At 65.7% G+C, this 19,192-nt stretch carries 20 protein-coding genes and 1 riboswitch; of the genes, 15 read left to right on the top strand and 5 right to left on the bottom strand.

The genetic code is table 11. From position 1 onward, the window contains the following. Positions 1 to 85: 85 nt before the first annotated feature. Positions 86 to 775 (bottom strand): thiamine phosphate synthase, encoded by a 690-nt coding sequence (gene thiE / locus ABCW42_RS14570; RefSeq protein WP_423181887.1) that lies wholly within the window; start codon positions 773 to 775, stop codon positions 86 to 88. Between the two features lie 27 nt (positions 776 to 802). Next, positions 803 to 922: riboswitch (TPP riboswitch) on the top strand. On the opposite strand from thiE, the gene thiO reads away from it, so the two are divergent. From thiO to ABCW42_RS14550, 4 genes are all read left to right on the top strand, one after another. Then, the gene (gene thiO / locus ABCW42_RS14565; protein WP_423181886.1) at positions 914 to 2,248 is read left to right on the top strand and encodes a glycine oxidase ThiO; all 1,335 of its coding nucleotides are present in this window, start codon (positions 914 to 916) and stop codon (positions 2,246 to 2,248) included. Its footprint overlaps the riboswitch before it by 9 nt. Further along, positions 2,245 to 2,481: a sulfur carrier protein ThiS gene (thiS, locus tag ABCW42_RS14560; RefSeq protein ID WP_133205327.1), complete on the top strand. Its 237-nt coding sequence runs from the start codon at positions 2,245 to 2,247 to the stop codon at positions 2,479 to 2,481. The genes thiO and thiS overlap by 4 nt, the downstream gene beginning before the upstream one ends. Before the next feature lie 3 nt (positions 2,482 to 2,484). After that, on the top strand, positions 2,485 to 3,291 hold the full coding sequence (locus tag ABCW42_RS14555; RefSeq protein ID WP_423181885.1) for a thiazole synthase: 807 nt from the start codon (positions 2,485 to 2,487) through the stop codon (positions 3,289 to 3,291). A gap of 61 nt (positions 3,292 to 3,352) precedes the next feature. Then, on the top strand, positions 3,353 to 3,700 hold the full coding sequence (locus tag ABCW42_RS14550; protein WP_423181884.1) for a 4a-hydroxytetrahydrobiopterin dehydratase: 348 nt from the start codon (positions 3,353 to 3,355) through the stop codon (positions 3,698 to 3,700). A gap of 132 nt (positions 3,701 to 3,832) precedes the next feature. On the opposite strand, the gene ABCW42_RS14545 is transcribed toward ABCW42_RS14550, so the two are convergent. The 3 genes from ABCW42_RS14545 to ABCW42_RS14535 are packed head-to-tail and all read right to left on the bottom strand — an operon-like array spanning position 3,833 to position 5,120. After that, positions 3,833 to 4,135 (bottom strand): hypothetical protein, encoded by a 303-nt coding sequence (locus tag ABCW42_RS14545; protein WP_423181883.1) that lies wholly within the window; start codon positions 4,133 to 4,135, stop codon positions 3,833 to 3,835. 51 nt (positions 4,136 to 4,186) lie between these two features. Continuing rightward, the gene (locus ABCW42_RS14540; RefSeq protein WP_423181882.1) at positions 4,187 to 4,411 is read right to left on the bottom strand and encodes a DUF3107 domain-containing protein; all 225 of its coding nucleotides are present in this window, start codon (positions 4,409 to 4,411) and stop codon (positions 4,187 to 4,189) included. Positions 4,412 to 4,463: 52 nt separating this feature from the next. Further along, positions 4,464 to 5,120 (bottom strand): TetR/AcrR family transcriptional regulator, encoded by a 657-nt coding sequence (locus ABCW42_RS14535; RefSeq protein WP_423181881.1) that lies wholly within the window; start codon positions 5,118 to 5,120, stop codon positions 4,464 to 4,466. An 87-nt stretch (positions 5,121 to 5,207) separates the two neighbouring features. On the opposite strand from ABCW42_RS14535, the gene moeB reads away from it, so the two are divergent. Beyond that, positions 5,208 to 6,419, top strand: coding sequence for a molybdopterin-synthase adenylyltransferase MoeB (gene moeB / locus ABCW42_RS14530; protein ID WP_423181880.1), 1,212 nt, complete (start codon positions 5,208 to 5,210; stop codon positions 6,417 to 6,419). A gap of 52 nt (positions 6,420 to 6,471) precedes the next feature. After that, complete coding sequence (locus ABCW42_RS14525; RefSeq protein ID WP_423181879.1) at positions 6,472 to 7,461, top strand: SDR family NAD(P)-dependent oxidoreductase; 990 nt, start codon at positions 6,472 to 6,474, stop codon at positions 7,459 to 7,461. Between the two features lie 177 nt (positions 7,462 to 7,638). Here ABCW42_RS14525 and ABCW42_RS14520 read toward each other — a convergent pair whose 3' ends face one another. After that, the gene (locus ABCW42_RS14520; protein WP_423184909.1) at positions 7,639 to 8,988 is read right to left on the bottom strand and encodes a glutamyl-tRNA reductase; all 1,350 of its coding nucleotides are present in this window, start codon (positions 8,986 to 8,988) and stop codon (positions 7,639 to 7,641) included. A gap of 161 nt (positions 8,989 to 9,149) precedes the next feature. Between ABCW42_RS14520 and hemE the strand changes: the two genes are divergently transcribed. From hemE to hemL, 9 genes are all read left to right on the top strand, one after another. After that, complete coding sequence (hemE, locus tag ABCW42_RS14515) at positions 9,150 to 10,307, top strand: uroporphyrinogen decarboxylase (RefSeq protein WP_423181878.1); 1,158 nt, start codon at positions 9,150 to 9,152, stop codon at positions 10,305 to 10,307. Between the two features lie 5 nt (positions 10,308 to 10,312). Further along, positions 10,313 to 11,761 carry a protoporphyrinogen oxidase gene (hemG, locus tag ABCW42_RS14510; RefSeq protein ID WP_423181877.1) on the top strand — a complete coding sequence of 483 codons (1,449 nt, stop codon included), beginning with the start codon at positions 10,313 to 10,315 and terminating at the stop codon, positions 11,759 to 11,761. A 72-nt stretch (positions 11,762 to 11,833) separates the two neighbouring features. Continuing rightward, positions 11,834 to 12,535: a hydrogen peroxide-dependent heme synthase gene (gene hemQ, locus ABCW42_RS14505; RefSeq protein WP_423181876.1), complete on the top strand. Its 702-nt coding sequence runs from the start codon at positions 11,834 to 11,836 to the stop codon at positions 12,533 to 12,535. Then, complete coding sequence (locus tag ABCW42_RS14500; RefSeq protein WP_423181875.1) at positions 12,532 to 13,776, top strand: ferrochelatase; 1,245 nt, start codon at positions 12,532 to 12,534, stop codon at positions 13,774 to 13,776. Before hemQ ends, ABCW42_RS14500 begins: the two co-directional genes overlap by 4 nt. Further along, entirely contained in the window at positions 13,773 to 14,759 is a 987-nt protein-coding gene (hemC, locus tag ABCW42_RS14495; protein ID WP_423181874.1) for a hydroxymethylbilane synthase, read from the top strand. Before ABCW42_RS14500 ends, hemC begins: the two co-directional genes overlap by 4 nt. 31 nt (positions 14,760 to 14,790) lie before the next feature. Further along, complete coding sequence (locus tag ABCW42_RS14490; protein ID WP_423181873.1) at positions 14,791 to 15,684, top strand: uroporphyrinogen-III synthase; 894 nt, start codon at positions 14,791 to 14,793, stop codon at positions 15,682 to 15,684. Further along, complete coding sequence (hemB, locus tag ABCW42_RS14485; RefSeq protein ID WP_423181872.1) at positions 15,681 to 16,661, top strand: porphobilinogen synthase; 981 nt, start codon at positions 15,681 to 15,683, stop codon at positions 16,659 to 16,661. Before ABCW42_RS14490 ends, hemB begins: the two co-directional genes overlap by 4 nt. Continuing rightward, a complete protein-coding gene (locus tag ABCW42_RS14480; RefSeq protein ID WP_423181871.1) occupies positions 16,661 to 17,737 on the top strand; it encodes an LLM class flavin-dependent oxidoreductase in 1,077 nt (358 codons plus the stop codon). Before hemB ends, ABCW42_RS14480 begins: the two co-directional genes overlap by 1 nt. A 31-nt stretch (positions 17,738 to 17,768) precedes the next feature. After that, the gene (gene hemL, locus ABCW42_RS14475) at positions 17,769 to 19,088 is read left to right on the top strand and encodes a glutamate-1-semialdehyde 2,1-aminomutase (RefSeq protein ID WP_423181870.1); all 1,320 of its coding nucleotides are present in this window, start codon (positions 17,769 to 17,771) and stop codon (positions 19,086 to 19,088) included. Positions 19,089 to 19,192 lie beyond the last annotated feature (104 nt).

Genomic DNA, 19,192 nt, shown 5'->3' with positions numbered 1-19,192 from the left:
GGGTAACTCCAAAACCTCCCGGAGTCTGCCAAACGGACCCCGGGAGGCACTGTCTCCCGGCCCGTTCCTGTTCGCGGCAGCGCGCCTACGCGGCCGCCGCATCGAGGGCAGCCAGCAACGACTGTGCAGCCGCCGTCGGGTCCGTCGCCTCCGTGATCGCCCGCACCACGACGATGCGGCTGGCGCCCGCCTCCACGACGGCGTCGACGTTGCCGAGGTCGATGCCCCCAATGGCGAACCACGGCAGCACGACGCCTCCCACGGTTTCCTCATCCGCCCTCTTCACTGCGTCGGCAGCGTACTTCAGCAACTCGAGCCCGACGGCGGTACGGCCCGGCTTGGTGGGCGTCGCCCACACGGGTCCCACGCAGAAGTAGTCGAGTCCGCTGCGGCCGGGCGATGCGGCGATCGCGGCGTCGATCTGCTCCGGCGAGTGGGTGGAGAGACCGATAACAGTGGGATCGTGGAGGAGCTTCCGGGCGGAGCGCAGCGGAATGTCCTTCTGGCCGATGTGGAACACGGGAGCCCCAGACAGGGAAGCGATGTCGGCGCGGTCGTTCACGGCCCACAAGCGGCCGTGTCGCTGTGCCACCGCATGCAGGACCTCGAGGAGTTCGAGCTCCTCGGCTGCCTCAAGGCTCTTGTCCCGCAACTGGATGATGTCCACCCCGCCTTGGAACGCAGCATCGACAAATTGTTCAAAATCGCCCTGCTCCTTGCGGGCATCGGTGCAGAGGTAAAGGCGGGCGGTGGTGTGGACATCGTTCAGGGTCATGGAAAACAGAGTAGTTCCTCTAAACTGGGCTGGTACCGCGGGAGCCGCGGCGGCAGTCACAATCGCCGCGCGGCTGAGAGGGCTTCAGCGCCGACCGCTTGACCTGATCCGGCTAGTACCGGCGTAGGGAAGGACTCCATGGACGAGCCAAAACCCCAGAACACATTCCAGCCTGCCCGCCTGCAGGCCGACGTAGCCGTGATCGGCGGTGGAATCATCGGCCTCGGCATCGCGTGGGAGGCCCGAAAATCTGGCCGCTCAGTTGCGCTGATCGATCCCGCGCCAGCCAGCGGCGCCACTTTCGCGGCCGCCGGCATGCTGGCGCCCGTCAGCGAATTGCACTACCAGGAAGAGGACCTCCTGGAGCTCATGCTCGAATCGTCGGCGCTTTGGCCCGGATTCGAACAATCGCTTCCGGCCTCGGCTTCCGGACATGGCACGGGATACCGCACGACGCCGACCCTCGCCGTCGGCGCGGACGCAGCGGACCGGCGCGCACTCGCCGACCTGCGGGACGTCCAGCGTTCCCACGGTCTCCAGGTGGAGTCAGTGCCTGTCCGTGAGGCCCGGGAACAGGAACCGCTGTTGAGTCCGCAGATTTCGTGCGCGTTCGCCATTCCCGGCGACCACCAAGTGGATCCCCGCAGGCTTGCGGCCACCATCCTGGCCGCGCTGAAAGACCACGAGCCCGCCGATCCCACCTGGACCGAGGGAACCGACGACGGCGTCACTGTCCCCGACCGGGCGAAGCAGCTCTTGTGGGACAGCGGACGAGTCGCCGGAGTGGCACTCGAATCGGGTACGCGAGTCTTCGCCACCGAGACGATCGTCGCCAACGGACTCGGTGCCGCCGCGCTCGGAGAATTGCCGGATGGGCTCAGCCTCCCGCTCCGTCCTGTTTATGGAGACATCCTGCGGCTGCGCGTTCCGGACAAGCTCCAGCCCCTCGTGACGGCTACTGTCCGGGGCATGGTCCGAGGCGTGCCCGTGTATATCGTTCCGCGCGAAGACGGAACCGTGGTCATCGGGGCGACGCAACGGGAAGACGACCTGTCCGGCGCGGGAACATCGGACAACCCAGTGTCCGCCGGCGGCGTCTACCAATTGCTGCGCGACGCCCAAGTGCTGGTGCCCGCGGTATCCGAACTCGAACTCCTGGAAGCAACCGCCCGCGCCCGCCCGGGCACACCGGACAACGCGCCGCTGCTGGGACGCGTCCAAAGCCCCGGAACCTCGGGTCACACTGGCGGCGAGGACGTGCAGGGCCTCATCGTCGCCACCGGGTTCTTCCGGCACGGCGTGCTCCTCACCCCGGCAGCCGGCCGGATCTGCGTCGACATCATGGACAACGTCGCCGATCCGCGTTGGAACAAATTCCGGCCCGGCCGCTTCTCACGACCACTCACAGGAACTGCCTCCGCTGACGGAGACCAGGACCTGACCTGCCAACACCTCTCGAAGGATTACGCATGAACATCAAACTGAACGGCGCCCAACACACCCTGGGTGAGGGCGCATCGGTCACTACTGTCGTCAGCCACATCACCGGACGCGCACTGGACGCCAACGGCCAGGCGAGCGACGGACTCAAGATCGGAGTCGCCGTCGCACGCAATTCCGAAGTGGTGCCGCGCAGCCAATGGGCGGCCACGGCGCTCGCAGAGGGCGACGAACTCGAAATCGTTACAGCAGTCCAAGGAGGCTGAACCATGACAACAACAAGCACCCAAAGTGCGGGCACCGTTACCGATTCCTTGGTGATCGACGGCGTCGAATTCAGTTCGCGGCTCATCACCGGGACGGGCGGGGCGCCGAGCCTCGACGGACTGGGCGCAGCCCTGCTCGCGTCCGGAACCGAACTCACCACGGTGGCACTGCGCAGGTACTCGCCGTCGGAAACCGGCTCACTTTTCCAACTGCTCGTAGACCACGGAATCCGCGTCCTGCCCAACACCGCCGGTTGTTTCACGGCCAAAGACGCCGTGATGACGGCCGAACTGGCCCGGGAAGCACTCGAAACGGACTGGGTGAAGCTCGAAGTCATCGCCGACGAACACACCCTCCTTCCTGACGCCGTCGAGCTCGTGGACGCAACAGAGAAGCTCGTGGACCGCGGCTTCAAGGTGTTTGCCTACACGAACGACGATCCCGTCCTGGCCCTTCGCCTGGAAAACCTCGGGGCTACCGCCGTGATGCCGCTGGGCGCACCGATCGGCACGGGCCTTGGCATCCTGAATCCGCACAACATCGAACTGATTGTGTCGCGTGCTTCCGTGCCGGTAGTGCTCGACGCCGGGATCGGCACCGCCTCCGACGCCGCCCTGGCCATGGAACTCGGTTGCGATGCTGTTCTGCTGGCTACGGCGGTCACCCGCGCACAGAACCCGGTCCAGATGGGCGAAGCCTTCAAACATGCCGTCATCGCCGGTAGGCTGGCAAGGCAAGCGGGCCGTATCCCGCGGCGGGAGCACGCCTTGGCGTCCTCGGCCATGGAAGGACGCGCCGAGTTCCTCTAGCGGCAATCAGCCCGTCGCATAAAGCCTCCCGAAACGGAGGCACGCCGGGGAAGGAACGAACATGGCGGGCAAGGACCAAATCCTCACCGGACCGGCGCTCGACGCCGCCTTGGCGGCACTGCCGGACTGGAAATACCGCTCTGGCGCGGTGGTCACCGTCTTCAAATGCCCGACGTCGGCTGCCGCGCTTGAGCTGATTGCCGCCGTCGGGCGCATCGCTGAGGCCCAGAACCACCACCCGGACCTGGACTGGCGCTACAACCGGGTGTTCGTCCGCTACAGCTCGCACGATGCCGGCGGTGAGGTGACTGGGCGCGACATCCGCGCAGCCACCGAGGTGGGCAGGACCGCCCGGGAACTTGGAGCGGCGCCCCAGCCGGAACGATACCCCGATGCCGAGCCGGGTTAGGCAGTCTTGACGTTAAGCAACAGTGACGTTAAACAACAGTGACGTTAAACAACAGTGACCACGCACCGACGGTGCGTGGTCACTGTTGCTTGGCTGCCGCCCGTGTTTCCAGGCCGCTCGGTAAAGTCGCGGTCAGAGCTTCAGGGCTGCCGTCAGCTTCGTGAGGTCGTGCTTTGCGCGGGTACGGCCCAGGAAGATCGCCAGCAAGATAGCCGCCACCGTGCCCAGGACGATCGGCAAAACCCAAGGAATCCACGTAACGCCGGGCAGGTAGCCGAAGCCGAGTTGGATGAAGACCATCCAACTAAGCATGCCAACGGTCACGGACGCGCCTGCGGGCAAGGCGATTCCATACGTTCCACGGCGTTTGTCGTTACCCCAGACGATGAAGCCTGTGGCGACGGTGGCTAGCACCACGATGACAAGTGAAAGCATGCGGACTCCTGGCTCGCTGGTGTTCCTGAAATTGCCGGCGTCGGGTGTTGCCTAGAGGGCGCCGAAGCCGACGCGGCGAACTTCCTCGGCGCCGATCTCCACGTAGCCCAGGACGTTGCCGGGAACGATGATCTGGCGCCCCTTCTCATCCGTCAGGCGAAGGTCCTTGCCGCCGGAAATGGCCTCGCCCACGATCTTGGCAACGGCGTCGGCATCCAACGCGGACTCCAGCACGATCTCACGGCCAACGTTCTGAATGCCGATCTTTATTTCCACAGCAGGGCCTCCCAGCCAATCAAAAGAATTTACTCAGTGCTCTATTTGTAGCTTAGGACTCTTTGGGGAAGCGACTGATTCCGCGCCAAGCTAAACGGTAGATCAAGTCGCTCGCCACATCGATGTCCAGGTTGCCGTCCGTTTCCAGCCAATACCGGGCGCTGACCTGCGCCATCCCGGCAAGGCCGCGGCCCAGTAATTGTGCTTCCAAGTGCGGCAGCTTGGTGTCTTCGGCAATCACCTTCGCGACGGCATCTGCAAACGTCCGGTTGAAAGTCTCCAACCTGGAACTGACATCGGGGTCGTTGATGAGGTCCGATTCGAAGACGAGCCGGTGGGCCTGGTCGTCGCTCGCAATAAAGCGGTAGTAGGCACGCATGACGGCCTGGACACGTTCCTTGTTGTCCGACGTCGAGTTCAGCGCGGTGAGCATCAAGTCCGTAAGCGTGGCCAGGTGGCTGTCCAGCAGGGCCATGTAGAGGTCCCGCTTCGAGGGGAAGTGCTGGTAGAGGACGGGCTTGCTGACATGCGCCGTCTCCGCGATTTCGTCCATGGCCGCGCCGTGGAAACCGTTGGCGACGAATACCTCCAAGGCGGCGTTCAAGAGTTGGGCCCTGCGCTCATCGCGGGGCAGCCTCGCCGAGCGCTGCGATACGGTCCGATCAGGCTTGACCTGGGTCTCCTGTTTGGTACGTGAACTCTCAGCCACTTGTCTGCCGCCTTTCCCCTTTGCAGTTATGACCACAATACTGCGCGGTAATATGACCTGGCGGCTGCGGCAGGGATACTTTGAAGTATGGCCACTACTTTTGCTGCCCAATCCTTGCCGTCTCCGACCTCGTCCACTTTGCCCCCGCTGGTGGAACCGGCGGGCGCACTGACAACGGAAGAGGTGGAGCGGTACTCGCGCCACCTCATTATTCCCGAAATCGGAGCGACGGGTCAGCGGCGTCTCAAGAACGCCAAGGTACTGGTGATCGGCGCAGGGGGACTGGGATCTCCGGCGTTGCTTTACCTGGCCGCCGCCGGAGTGGGGACGCTGGGTATCGTAGACGACGACGCCGTCGACCTCAGCAACCTGCAGCGCCAGATCATCCACGGCGTCGGCGACGTCGGCCGGCCGAAGATCGAGTCCGCGCGGGATGCCATCAAGGAGCTCAACCCGCTGGTGAACGTCCAATTGCACGACGCCCGCCTGGACTCGTCCAACGCCCTGGAGCTTTTCTCCGGCTACGACCTCATCCTCGACGGCGCGGACAACTTTGCCACCCGCTACCTCGTGAACGACGCCGCAGCCATTCTCGGCAAGCCGTATGTGTGGGGATCCATTTTCCGCTTCGACGGCCAGGTGAGCGTGTTCTGGGACAAGTACGGACCCAGCTACCGCGACCTTTACCCTGAAGCCCCTCCGGCCGGTTCTGTCCCGTCCTGCGGTGAAGGTGGCGTGTTCGGCATGCTGTGCGCCGCCGTCGGATCCCTCATGGTGACGGAGGCAGTCAAGCTGATCACCGGCGTCGGGCGCTCCATGCTGGGGCGCGTGGCGCTCTATGACGCGCTCGGCGGCAGTTGGCGCGAGATCAAAGTGTCCAAGGATCCCGCGGCCGAGCCGATTACCGAATTGACGGATTATGAAGCTTTCTGCGGAATCACGCCTGAGCCCGCCGCCGACGCCGTCCGAACTGTGACCGCTACCGAATTGTCCGGGATGCTTGAGGCGCGCGCTGCCGGCGATCGCGACTTCGAGTTGATCGACGTCCGGGAGGCGGGCGAGCACGAGATTGTGAGCATCGACGGCTCGGTGCTCATCCCGCAAGGACGTATCCTGGCCGGGGAAGCGTGGGCGGACCTTCCCCAAGACAAGGACATCGTGTTCCACTGCAAGGGCGGCACGCGCTCGGCGGCCGTGCTCGCGGCGGCGCAGCGAGCCGGTTACACCCGCGTCAGCCATCTCGACGGCGGGATCCTGGCATGGGTGCGCGACGTCGAACCGGCCAAGCCTGTGTACTAAGCAGTACCCTTCGGGGCGGAATTCCCCTTGGACGGAAACGAAAGGCCTTGACGTGAGCGAAGAATCCATAACCGCCCAGCAGCCCATCGGATCGGGGTTCGGGCACTATTCGAACGCCAGGGAGGTCATCGAGGGCATCGACCTGCATGGCAAGACCGCGATTGTCACGGGAGGCTATTCCGGGCTTGGCCTCGAAACTGTGCGGGCACTCAGTTCGGCGGTTGCACGGGTGACTGTTCCCGCGAGACGGCCCGAACACGCCAGGGAAGTGCTGGCGGCAGCCGGCCTTGGCACCGCGGACGTGACGGTCGAGGCTTTGGATTTGGCGGACCAGGAAGCCGTGAAGGACTTCGCGAAGCGGTTCGTCGCCGCCAATCCGACGCTCGACATCCTCATCAACAACGCGGCCATCATGGCAAGCCCGGAACAACGCGTCGGGCCCGGATGGGAATCGCAGTTCGCCACGAACCACTTGGGCCACTTCACCCTTGTCAACACACTCTGGCCCGCCTTGGCAGCAGCCGGTTCGGCCCGCGTGGTGGCACTGTCCTCCACAGGGCATAAGCTTTCGCCGATCCGCTTCGATGACATCAATTTCGACGCCGGATACGACAAATGGAAGGCCTACGGGCAGGCGAAGACGGCCAATGCGTTGTTCGCTGTCCAACTGGACCGCCTGGGTAAATCCGCGGGCGTCCGGGCATTTGCCGTTCATCCCGGCGGCATCATGACAGAGTTGCAGCGCCACCTGCCGCGCGAAGAAATGGTGGCCGCTGGATGGATGGATGCCGAAGGCAACGTGCGCGAAGGGTTCAAGACACCCGAGCAAGGTGCTGCGACATCGACTTGGGCAGCGACCTCCCCGGCCCTCGAAGGAAAAGGCGGGGTGTATTGCGAAGACTGCGATATCGCCAAGCCCACAGATCCGGAATCGCCCCTTGCCCGGTACCAAGGGGTCGACGCGCATGCCATCGACCCGGAAGCCGCGGCACGGTTGTGGGAAGTTTCGGCGGAAATGACCGGAGTCAACGCGTTCGCCTGACCCTGCGCCGCGCGCGGAGCATGCTCATTGTTTGTGGTGAGGGATGGACATAGCCGGGTCATGTCCAGTGGTGCCCGTGAGCGCGGAGCATGCTCATTCTTTGTGGTGAGGGATGGACATAGCCGGGTTATGTCCGTTGGTGGACGTGAGCGTGGCGCATGCTCAAGGGGAATGGGGTTAGGCGCTCTCCGCGCGAAGCCCGCCGGGACCCATTTCCTCGGCTTCGGGCTCGTGAACTACCGGGCATTCGGCAGCCGGAGCCTTGGGGGACGGCTGCTCGACCTGGATGCCGTAAAGGGCTTCAAGGGCCGCGATGTACTCGTCTTGCTGGCCATTGGCGGCGAGCTCACGGGCACGAACCGTGGGGATGTGGAGCAATTGCTTGACCATGCGGCGCAGAGCGAACTCGACCTCTTCAGCGGCGGCAGTGCAACCGTGGCGGGCCCGGACTTTCTCCATCTCGGCGTCGAGCACGTTCATGGTGTGCCGCCGCAAGGCCACGATGGCGGAATCGGCCGAGCGGGCTTCGCGTGCCTGCTCGAACGCCGTTGCAGCGCCGGACACAATCGTGCTGGCCTGGGCCAGCGACTCCGCTTGTTCCTGGGGTGCCGCCAAGCGGACGGATTCGAGCGTCAGGAGTTCGACGCCGTCGAGCTCGCCCACCGCGGGATCGAAGTCGTGGGTGAGTGCGAGGTCGATCGCGATAAGGGTCTGCGTGGACGACTCGCGTACCTTCGCGAGGTCGGCGGCCTCGACCCGGTTGTCCGAGCCGCTGCAGCCGATCATGACGTCAGCCTCGGCGACGGCGGCTGGAAGAGTTTCGGCGTCGAGCGCTGTTCCGCCACGCGTTGCCACGAATGCCTCGGCCCGGCCGGAGGAGGAGTACACGGAGACGTCGGTGCAGCCACGTTCACGGAGCAAGGACATGGTTGCGCCGGCGTAGGCGCCTGTCCCGAAGACCACTACTTTCTTGGTGGTCCAATCGGTGCTGTCCGAGAGGTCGGTGGCGAGGTCAAGGGCCACCGACACGATGGACAACCCCCGTGATCCCAAAGCCGTCTGCGCTCCAACGTCCTTGGCGGTCTTCGAAGCCGCCTGGAACAGGCGCACCAGTCCGGAACTCGCCGTTCCTTCGTGCTGGGCGGTGATCAGGGCGCGGCGGACCTGGCCGGCGATTTCGCGTTCTCCGACGACGGCGGAATCCAGTCCTGCGCTGACGGCGAAGAGGTGCCGGCTGACTTCCGGGCCGCTCCGGGTGCTGAAGGCATGGGAGACCACTTGCTCGTTGAGTCCGCTCAGGCTGCTGATCCGGCTGATCAATTCCGAACGGGCCGCCTCAAGGTTGTCCGCGTGGGGCGTCTCGCCGTAGATTTCGTAGCGATTGCAGGTCGCGAGGACCACGGCGCCCGAAACGAGTTGGGAATCGGCAAGGGCGGAGGAGGCAACCTCAGATGAACCGTTGCTCAATTGAGCGACGGTCTCGAGGTCGATGTCGGCGTGTGTAGCCACCAATGAGAAAAGAACCACAGCAAGAGTCATCATAGCTTTTTCGGTGCCCTGTAGAACAATGCTTTGGCCGTGGTTCTTCGCACGCATCGGAGTGACCCGCGTCACTTCGGGTGAATCCCGGGTGGAACAGGACAAGCTGTCGTTATCTTTTGCCCCCGATTTTCGGCACAATCAAAGGCATGACTTCCAGCTCCGCACTGCCGCCGTCCGTGTCGGTCAACTCCGTGCCGGCCCCCTCCGCACCTGCCCAAGACGTAGCCGGCAATGCCGTTTCCGGCCTCGGCGCGAACCACCCGCTGATGGATGGCCGCACCGCGGACTCTCCTCTTATCCAGGCGTACCGCGGCGGGGCACCTTCGCGGCGTCCTGTATGGTTCATGCGGCAGGCGGGCCGATCGCTCCCGGAGTACCTCAAGGTCCGTGAGGGCGTTGCGATGCTCGATTCATGCCTGCGTCCCGAGCTCGCTTCGGAAATTACGCTGCAGCCCGTCCGCCGCCACGACGTCGATGCCGCCATCTTCTTTTCCGACATCGTCATCCCGCTCAAGCTGGCCGGTGTCGGCGTTGACATCGTTCCCGGCGTCGGGCCTGTCTTGGACAAGCCGATCCGGACGGCTGAGGACGTCGCAGCCTTGCCGAAACTGAGCTGGGAAGCGCTCGAGCCGATCCGGGAGGCCGTCCGCCTCACGGTCGCCGAACTCGGCACCACCCCGTTGATCGGTTTCGCCGGCGCGCCGTTCACCCTTGCCGCGTACATGGTTGAAGGCAAGCCGTCCCGCGACCACCTCGGCCCCCGCACCATGATGCACGCCGATACGGATACCTGGAGCGCCCTGGCCAACTGGGCCGCGGACGCTTCGGGAATGTTCCTCCAAGCCCAGCTCGAAGCCGGTGCATCCGCGGCTCAACTGTTCGACTCGTGGGCGGGATCCCTCGGCCTGAACGACTACTCGAAGTACGTCGCCCCGGCGTCTGCCCGTGCGCTTGACCACGTCCGCCATCTCGGCGCGCCTTTGGTCCATTTCGGGACCGGAACCTCCGAGCTGCTCGTCGCCATGCGCGACGTTGGCGTCGATGTTGTGGGCGTGGATTACCGGCTGCCGCTGGACGAAGCGAACCGGCGGCTTGGTGGCAGCGTGCCGCTTCAAGGGAATATCGACCCCGCCCTCTTGTCCGCCCCTTGGGAGATCCTGGAAGCCCACGTCCGGGGCGTGATCGCCGCTGGCTCCGTTGCACCCGGCCACGTGGTGAACCTCGGCCATGGCGTTCCTCCGGAAACCGATCCGGCTGTCCTGACCCGGGTTGTGGAACTCATCCACTCGATCCCCGTGGGGTAACGGGCATGCGCGATAAGGCGGCGCCTCCGCAGGCGCTGGTTGTTGGCGGAGGAATTTCCGGACTGCTCGCCGCCCGCTCGTTGGCGAAGCTCGGTGGGCGCGTCACAGTTCTGGAGGCAAGCCACGCTTGGGGCGGGTGCGTCGGGAAGCATACAGTTGGCGGTCTTGGGCTCGATAGCGGCGCCGAGTCCTTTGCAACCCGGACCACCGCCGTAGCGGACCTGGCCCGCGAACTGGGACTGGGGAACAACATAGTCTCACCCCGCCCCGGAGGCGCCTGGGTGCAGTTGCCCGACGGCGCGCAGGAGCTTCCCAAGACCGGCGTCCTCGGCATCCCCGCCAATCCCTGGGACCCCGAGGTCCGGCGCTCGCTCGGCCTCGTCGGCTCCTTGCGGGCATCGTTCGACCGCTTCCTGCCCGCTTCCGTGGGCACCTCGGCGGAGCTCACGAGTGTCTCCGCGTTGGTCCGCTCGCGAATGGGCAAGCGCGTGCTTGAGCGGCTTGTGTCGCCCGTGGTAGGGGGAGTGCACTCGGCTGATCCCGGCCTGCTCGACGTCGACATGGTGGCGCCCGGGTTGCGTGCGGGATTGCGCAAGCACGGGTCGTTGGCTGCGGCCGTCGCGAATCAACGCAAGACTGCTCCTGCTCCAACTGCCCAGGCCTCCAACGGTGGGGCGACCGCGAAAGCCGGATCCGCCGTCGGGGGCTTGAAGGGCGGCATGAACACACTGGTGACCGCCCTTGTGGCTGAGTTGCGATCCCTGGGTGTTGTTCTTCGTCCTGGTGCCAGGGTGGATTCCATCACGCGCTCCGGCAAGGAGTGGCGCGTCACGGCCGGGGATGAAGCGTACGACGCCGGACGGCTCGTGGTTGCGCTTGACGGTCCGACTGCCCTCGGGCTTCTTGATTCCTCGGTTCCCGGACTTTCAGGGTTGCGCCCCGCCGCTGGCCCTTTGGTAAGCCTCGTGACCCTGGTGGTGGATGTTCCCGAACTGGACCGTCGGCCCCGGGGCACGGGCATACTCGTGGCGCCGCAGACCGCCGGCATCGAAGCGAAAGCGCTCACCCACGCCACCGCTAAATGGGACTGGCTGGCCGAAGAAGCCGGGCCCGGTACCCACGTGTTGCGCTTGTCCTATGGACGCGGCGAAGGCGAAGGCGCTCCGGAATCGGTGGCCGCGCTCGATGACGACGCATTGTTTGAGGCGGCGTTGCGGGATGCTTCGACGTTGCTGACAGTGCCGATTGCCCGCGAAGACGTCCTCGATTGGGACGTTGTCCGGTGGGCGGGTGCTTTGCCTTTCGCGGCGGTCGGTCACAAACAGCGGGTTGCTGAGGTTCGGCGGATTTGTGCCGGCGTGGATGGCTTGACTGTTGTTGGGGGTTGGCTGGCTGGAAACGGCTTGGCTGCCGTGGTTGCGGACACCCGGGCGCAGATGGGCGCAACATTGTGAAATAAACCACTTCTACGTGCTGTAGAAGATCTTTATTTCGACTTAGGGGCATCGACGGGGCAAACTTGTACCATGAGCCACACTTTCGCCGAATCTGTCACTAAAACTGCCGAAACCGAGGAGCAGTTCTTCACACTGTGGACCGTCTTCAAGCGGTCTGGCGAGGTTCCGCGCAGCGCCGACGCTGTCCAGGAATTTGAGCAACTGACCGAAAAGCTCGCCGCGGACGGCGTCGTCCTGCGGGGAAGCTACGACGTCTCCGCGATGCGTTCCGACGCCGACGTCATGGTGTGGCTCCACGGAGCCCGGGCCGAGGACCTGCAGCAGGCCGTCCGGGATATCCGCCGCAGTGCCCTCTTCGGCGGCACCGAGATCGTCTGGTCCGCCATGGGTGTGCACCGCGAAGCCGAATTCGCCAAGAACCACGTCCCCGCCTACGCACGCGGCGTCCAACCCAGCACGTGGCTCTGCGTCTACCCGTTCGTCCGTTCCTACGAGTGGTACCTGCTGCCCGCCGAAGAGCGCGGCAAGATGCTCCGCGACCACGGCATGCTGGGCCGCGACTTCCCGCAGGTCATCTCCAATACCGTTTCCTCCTTCGCGCTGGGCGACTGGGAATGGATCCTCGGCCTCGAAGCTCCCGAACTCGTCGACTTGGTGGACCTCATGCGCCACCTGCGGGCAACCGATGCCCGCAACCACGTCCGCGAGGAAATCCCGTTCTACACCGGCCGCCGCATCGACGCCGCAGAGATTGCCGAGGTCCTCGCATGAGCGGCCGCCACGCCAGCGGGCCCGCGAGCCTCACCGAAGTGAACGAGGTCACCGAGGCCGGGCGCATGGCCCCCAAAGACTACGACGCCATCCTGCTTGCGTCCTTCGGCGGACCCGAAGGCCAGGAAGACGTCATCCCCTTCCTGCGCAACGTCACCCGTGGCCGCGGAATCCCGGATGAACGCCTCGAAGAGGTATCGCACCACTACCGCGCCTTCGGCGGCATCAGCCCCATCAACCAGCAAAACAGGGACCTGAAAGCCTCGCTCGAGGCCGAGCTCGCGTCCCGCGGCATCGACCTTCCGGTGTTGTGGGGCAACCGTAACTGGGACCCCTACATTCCGCAGACGCTCCAGGACGCTTACGACGCCGGCCACCGCAAACTGCTGATGGTCACCACCAGCGCCTACTCCTGCTACTCCAGCTGCCGCCAGTACCGCGAGGACATCGGCATGGCCCTGACGGAGACCGGCCTGGACGGCAAGCTCGAGGTGGACAAGGTCCGCCAATACTTCGACCACCCGGGCTTCGTGGAGCCGTTCGTGGAAGGCACCGCCGCCGGACTCGTCGAAGTGCGGGAGAAGCTGGCCGCGGCCGGCCTCGAGGACGCTCCGATCCAGATCCTGTTCGCCACGCACTCCATCCCGACGCGCGACGCCGAAGCTGCCGGACGCTCCGAAGGGGAGCCGCGGGAATTCGAGGAAGGCTCGGCCTACGTGGCCCAGCACCTCGCTGCCGCCACAGAGGTCATCCAGCGCGTCCAGGCCGAATCCGGGCTGACAGCGCCGTGGTCCCTCGTGTACCAGTCCCGCTCGGGCGCGCCGCATGTTCCGTGGCTTGAGCCCGACATCAACGACGCCATCGAAGAGCTTGCCGGGCAGGGGATCAAGGGCATCGTGATCGTTCCCCTCGGTTTCGTCTCGGACCACATGGAAGTGGCTTGGGACCTCGATACAGAGGCCTTGGAAACCTGCACGAACCTGGGCATCGCCGCGACTCGTGTTCCTACCCCTGGCACACACCGCAAGTTCGTGTCCGGCCTCGTGGACCTCGTGTGCGAACGGACGGTGGCCAACAACATTGCCGACCGCCCCGCTACGACCGGCCTCGGCCCGTGGTACGACGTCTGCCGTCCGGGCTGCTGTGCCAACTTCCGCGGCGAAAAGCCAACCATTGCGGGCGCGGACACCACCATCGGCACGGGCCATGACCCTTACCCCGTGGGAGAAGGGGCAAAATGACCGTCCGGATCGGTACCCGCGCGAGCAAACTCGCGCTGACCCAGAGCCAGCAGGCGGCGGACCAGTTGGCCGCCGTCGGAGGCTTCTCCGTGGAACTTGTGCACATCAAGACCGAAGGCGACGTCCGGACCGGATCGCTTTCCCAGATGGGCGGCACCGGCGTGTTCGTTGCCGCCCTCCGGGAGGCGCTCCTGGCTGATGCGTGCGATGCCGCGGTGCACTCCCTGAAGGACCTACCGACGGGGGCGGCTCCCGGCCTCACCATAGGGGCGACGCCCAAGCGCGTCGATGTCAGGGATGTCCTGTGCGCACGCGACGGGCTGAAGCTGGCAGACCTCCCGGAAGGAGCGAAGGTCGGTACCGGCTCGCCGCGCCGCGCTGCGCAGTTGCGCGCCGCCCGGCCGGACCTGGACGTCGTGGACATCCGCGGGAACGTGGACACCCGGCTCGGCCGCGTTCCCGGCCTAGCCGGCAACGCACCGGAGGCACTGGTTCCCGGAAAGAGCGGCGACCTTGACGCCGTCGTCCTCGCCGCAGCAGGGCTGGAACGGATCAACAGGCTTGACGTCGTGACGGAATTCTTCGAGACCGATGTCATGCTTCCTGCTCCGGGCCAAGGATCGCTCGCGATCGAGTGCCGGACGGCCGACGCTCCCGGGCAGCCGGGCCCGGCCGGCGCGCTCGCCCAGGCACTCGCTGCCCTGAACGACGAAGACACGCGTCTGGCCGTCACGGCCGAACGGGCTGTGCTCGCACGGCTTGAGGCCGGCTGCGCCGCGCCGGTGGGCGCCTACGCCTACCGGAAAGGCAGCATGCTGCACCTCGAAGCCATTGTCTGCGCAGTGGACGGCACCAAGACCGTCCGCGAGAAGAAGGCGACGGACGGGCTCACCGAGGTCGGCGCGACGCTGCTGGGCATCGAAGTTGCCGAACTCCTGCTTGCGGCGGGGGCAGCGGAAATCACCGACCTTGCCGCTTCCTAAGCTGGCAGTGGAACAGGGCCAACAGGAGACCATGGGACGGCACAGCGCAGCCAAGCCGGGGGAGGCCCGGGCGCTCGAGGGCGCCCGGATCCTCATCACGCGCAGTCCTGACCGGGCTGCGTCGCTCGTGTCAGCCTTGAGGGAGGCCGGCGCCGAACCCTTGCTGCTCCCGCTGATCGACTTCGAGCGCGCCCGCGACCAGCATTCACTCGAAGTCGCCCTCGACGCACTGCGCGCAGGCGGCTTTGGTTGGCTGGTGGTCAGCAGCATCACCACGGTGCGGGCGCTAAAGGAAATCGCGGCCGAGCGGCGCGTCAAGCTGAGGGACCTGATTCCCGAAACAGTCCGGGTCGCGACGATCGGTCCATCCAGCCGAAGGGTGCTGGAGGCTGAAGGTGTCGGCGTCGACCTCGCACCTGAGGACGTGCAGTCTGCCGCTGGACTGGTGGCTGCCTGGCCGGCAGGAACAGCCACCGTTCTCTTGCCCCAAGCGGACATTGCCGACTCCGCGTTGGCAGCCGGGATCAGGGCCAAAGGGGCGGAAGTCCAAGTGGTGACGGCCTACCACACCGTCGACTACCCGGCGGATCCCGTACGCCGGCTCACTGCCGCGCTCGTCGCGGCGAACGGCTGGCAAGCCGGCGGACTGAACGGAGCCCCCGAACTCACACCGGCGGTCGCCCGGGGCGATATTTCCAGCGGCAGGCTCCACGCCGTCGTCGCCGCCTCGCCGAGCGCAGCCCGCCGCATCCACGAATCACTGGCACCCCTGCGGGAGTGCCGCTTCATTGCGATCGGGCGTTCGACGGCGGCAGAGGCTGCCGCGCTTGGCCTGCCCGTTGCGGCGACGGCAAAAGAACCGACGCCGGCAGGGATAGTGACCGCCCTCCGTACCGTATTCGACACCGAAGGGAACGAAAGTTGAGTTTTCCCAACCACCGGCCGCGCCGGCTCCGTACTACCCCCGCAATGCGCCGGATGACTGCCGAACACAGGCTCGCGCCCGCGGACCTCATCCTGCCCGCCTTCATCCGTGAAGGAATCACCGAGCCGGCACCCATCACGTCCATGCCCGGCGTCGTCCAGCACACCACGGATTCGCTCAAGCGCGCCGCCGTGGAAGCCGTGGAGTTGGGAGTCAGCGGCATCATGCTGTTTGGCGTTCCCGCTGTCCGCGACGCCCGGGGCACGGCATCGCTTGATCCCGACGGCGTGCTCAACAAAGCGATCCGCGACGTCCGCGCAGAGGTTGGCGACGACCTCGTGGTCATGGGCGATGTGTGCCTGGACGAGTTCACCGACCACGGCCATTGCGGGGTCCTCGACGCCAACGGTTACGTGGACAACGACGCGACCCTGGAAATCTACGCGCAAATGGCGGTGGCTCAAGCTGACGCCGGCGCCCATGTCCTTGGCCCCTCCGGGATGATGGACGGCCAGATCGCCGTGATCCGCCAGGCACTTGAAGCGGCGGGACACAAGAACACGGCGGTCCTCGCCTACGCGGCAAAGTACGCCTCCGCGTTTTACGGTCCGTTCCGCGAAGCCGTCGACTCCCAGCTCAAGGGCGACCGCCGGACCTACCAGATGGATGCGGCCAACCGGCGTGAGGCCATCATCGAGGTCGAACTTGACCTCGAGGAAGGCGCCGACATGGTGATGGTCAAGCCGGCCATGAGCTACCTCGACATCCTGGCCGACGTCGCGGACATGAGCCCCGTTCCCGTTGCCGCATACCAAATCTCCGGAGAATACGCCATGATCGAGGCTGCCGCCGCGAACGGGTGGATCGACCGCCGCGGCGCCATCACTGAATCCGTCCTTGGCATCAAGCGGGCCGGTGCCGACATGGTGCTGACGTACTGGGCCTCGGAGCTTGCCCGCTGGATCAAGGAAGCCTGATGACCACCACGGCTCCCGGCCCCACTGCCCCGGTGGGTCCGGGAGAGATCCTCCTCGGGTTGAATACCTTCGGTGATGCCGGAGTGGACGCCGAAGGCAATCCGAAACCGCATGCCCTGGTGCTGCGTGAGCTGCTCGCACAAGCCGAGCTGGCGGACGCAGTCGGACTTCACTCGTTTGGCGTGGGCGAGCATCACCGTCGCGACTTCGCGGTCTCGGCCCCGGAAGTGTTCCTCGCCGCGGCTGCGGCCCGGACCTCCCGCATCCGGCTCGGTTCCGCTGTGACAGTGCTCAGTTCCGACGACCCAATCCGGGTCTTCCAACGTTTTTCCACGGTCGACGCGCTCTCCAATGGCCGCGCCGAAGTGATGTTGGGACGCGGTTCCTTCGTGGAATCCTTCCCGCTGTTCGGACTGGACCTTGCCGACTACGAGGTCCTTTTCGAAGAGAAGCTGGAACTGTTCGACAAGGTCCGCGCCCAGCAACCGGTTCATTGGGAGGGCAGGACCCGGCCGAATGTGCACGGCCTGAGTGTCTTCCCGCACTTGGAAAACCACCTGTTGCCCACGTGGATCGGAGTTGGCGGCACGCCTGAATCCGTGTTGCGCTGCGCCGAGTACGGCTATCCGATCATTTTCGCCATCATCGGCGGAGAACCGCGGCGCTTTGCCCCGCTCGTCGGGCTTTACCGCGAAGCGATGGGCAAGTATGGGCAGCCCATGCAGCAGATCGCCACGCATTCACCGGGCCACGTCGCGCCGAGCGACGAGGAAGCCCGCGAGGAGCTCTTCCCGCACTGGCTCGCCCAGCGCAACCGGATCGGCGCGGAGCGCGGCTGGGGCCCGGCGAGCCGGGGCGAATTCGACGCTATGTGCGGTCCGGAAGGTGCGCTCTACGTCGGCTCTCCGGAGACCGTTGCCCGGAAGATCGTACGGCTGAAGGAAAACCTCGGCGTCGACCGGTTCGACCTTAAGTACAGCAACGGGACTCTGCCCCACGAATCCATGATGCGCTGCATCGAACTCTTCGGCACGGAGGTGGCCCCGCGCGTAGCGGAGCTCCTTGCCGCGGCCTGAGCCTGCCACAATCCCTGAAAGAATGGACACCATGACTTCACACACCCCTGTTTCCGACCAGCTGTTCGACCGTGCCCGGACCCTGATGCCCGGCGGCGTCAACTCACCGGTACGCGCCTTCGGCTCCGTGGGCGGTACCCCGAAGTTCATGGTTTCCGCCCAGGGCCCGTACTTGACCGATGCCGACGGCCGCCAGTACGTGGACCTCGTCTGCTCTTGGGGACCGGCCCTCCTCGGCCACGCCCACCCGGCAGTCCTGGAAGCGGTCCACGCCGCCGTCGACCGTGGTTTGTCATTCGGGGCTTCCACTCCGGACGAGGCGAACCTCGCCGCGATCGTGAAGGAGCGGGTCTCCGCCGTCGAACGCATCCGGATGGTATCCACCGGCACCGAAGCCACCATGACGGCAGTCCGCCTCGCCCGCGGCTTCACGGGACGCAACCTCATCGTCAAGTTCGCAGGTTGCTACCACGGACACCTCGACGGCCTCCTGGCTTCCGCCGGCTCGGGCCTGGCCACCATGGCACTTCCCGGTTCGGCAGGCGTCACCGAGGCGGCCGCGGCCGAAACCCTCGTCCTGCCCTACAACGACCTCGACGCCGTCGAAGCCGCGTTCGGCGCGCACGGCAGCAAGATCGCCGCAGTGATCACAGAAGCTGCTCCCGCAAACATGGGCGTGGTCACGCCAAACGAAGGCTTCAATGCCGCGTTGTCGCGGATCACCCGCGAACATGGCGCGTTGTTGATCCTCGACGAAGTCCTCACCGGGTTCCGCACCGGGTATGCCGGCTACTGGGGACTCACGGGTCGCCAGGAAGGCTGGGCGCCGGATCTCCTGACGTTCGGCAAGGTCATCGGCGGCGGCATGCCGACGGCGGCACTCGGCGGTCGCGCGGACGTCATGGACTACCTCTCGCCCATTGGCCCGGTGTACCAGGCGGGCACGCTGTCCGGGAACCCGGTTGCGATGGCTGCCGGCGTCGCCACCCTGACCCACGCGACTCCGGAGGTGTACAGCTACGTCGATGCGCGCTCCACGGAACTTTCTACGGCTCTTTCGGCGGCACTCGACGCCGCGGGCGTGGACCACTCTATCCAGCGGGCAGGGAACCTCTTCTCGGTAGCGTTCGGCACCTCGGCCAACGGCGTCCACAACTACGCGGACGCCCAAGCACAGGAGGTCTTCCGGTACGCACCGTTCTTCCACTCCATGCTGGAATCCGGGGTCTACCTGCCGCCGTCGGTCTTCGAGGCATGGTTCCTCTCATCGGCCCATGACGACGCGGCCATGAACCGAATCCTGGACGCACTGCCGGCTGCGGCCAAGGCCGCAGCCGAGGCGACTGCCTGATCACAGGCATTCCCCGGAGGTAAGGCGGCCTGCTCCTTGTCAGCGTGAACGCGGCTAGCGTGAACGCGGCTAGCGTGAATGCGGCTGGCGCGAACGCGGCTGGC

The organism is Arthrobacter sp. NyZ413 (assembly GCF_049390645.1).
Classification (GTDB): Bacteria; Actinomycetota; Actinomycetes; order Actinomycetales; family Micrococcaceae; genus Arthrobacter.
This window is presented reverse-complemented; position numbering and strand designations above follow the sequence as displayed.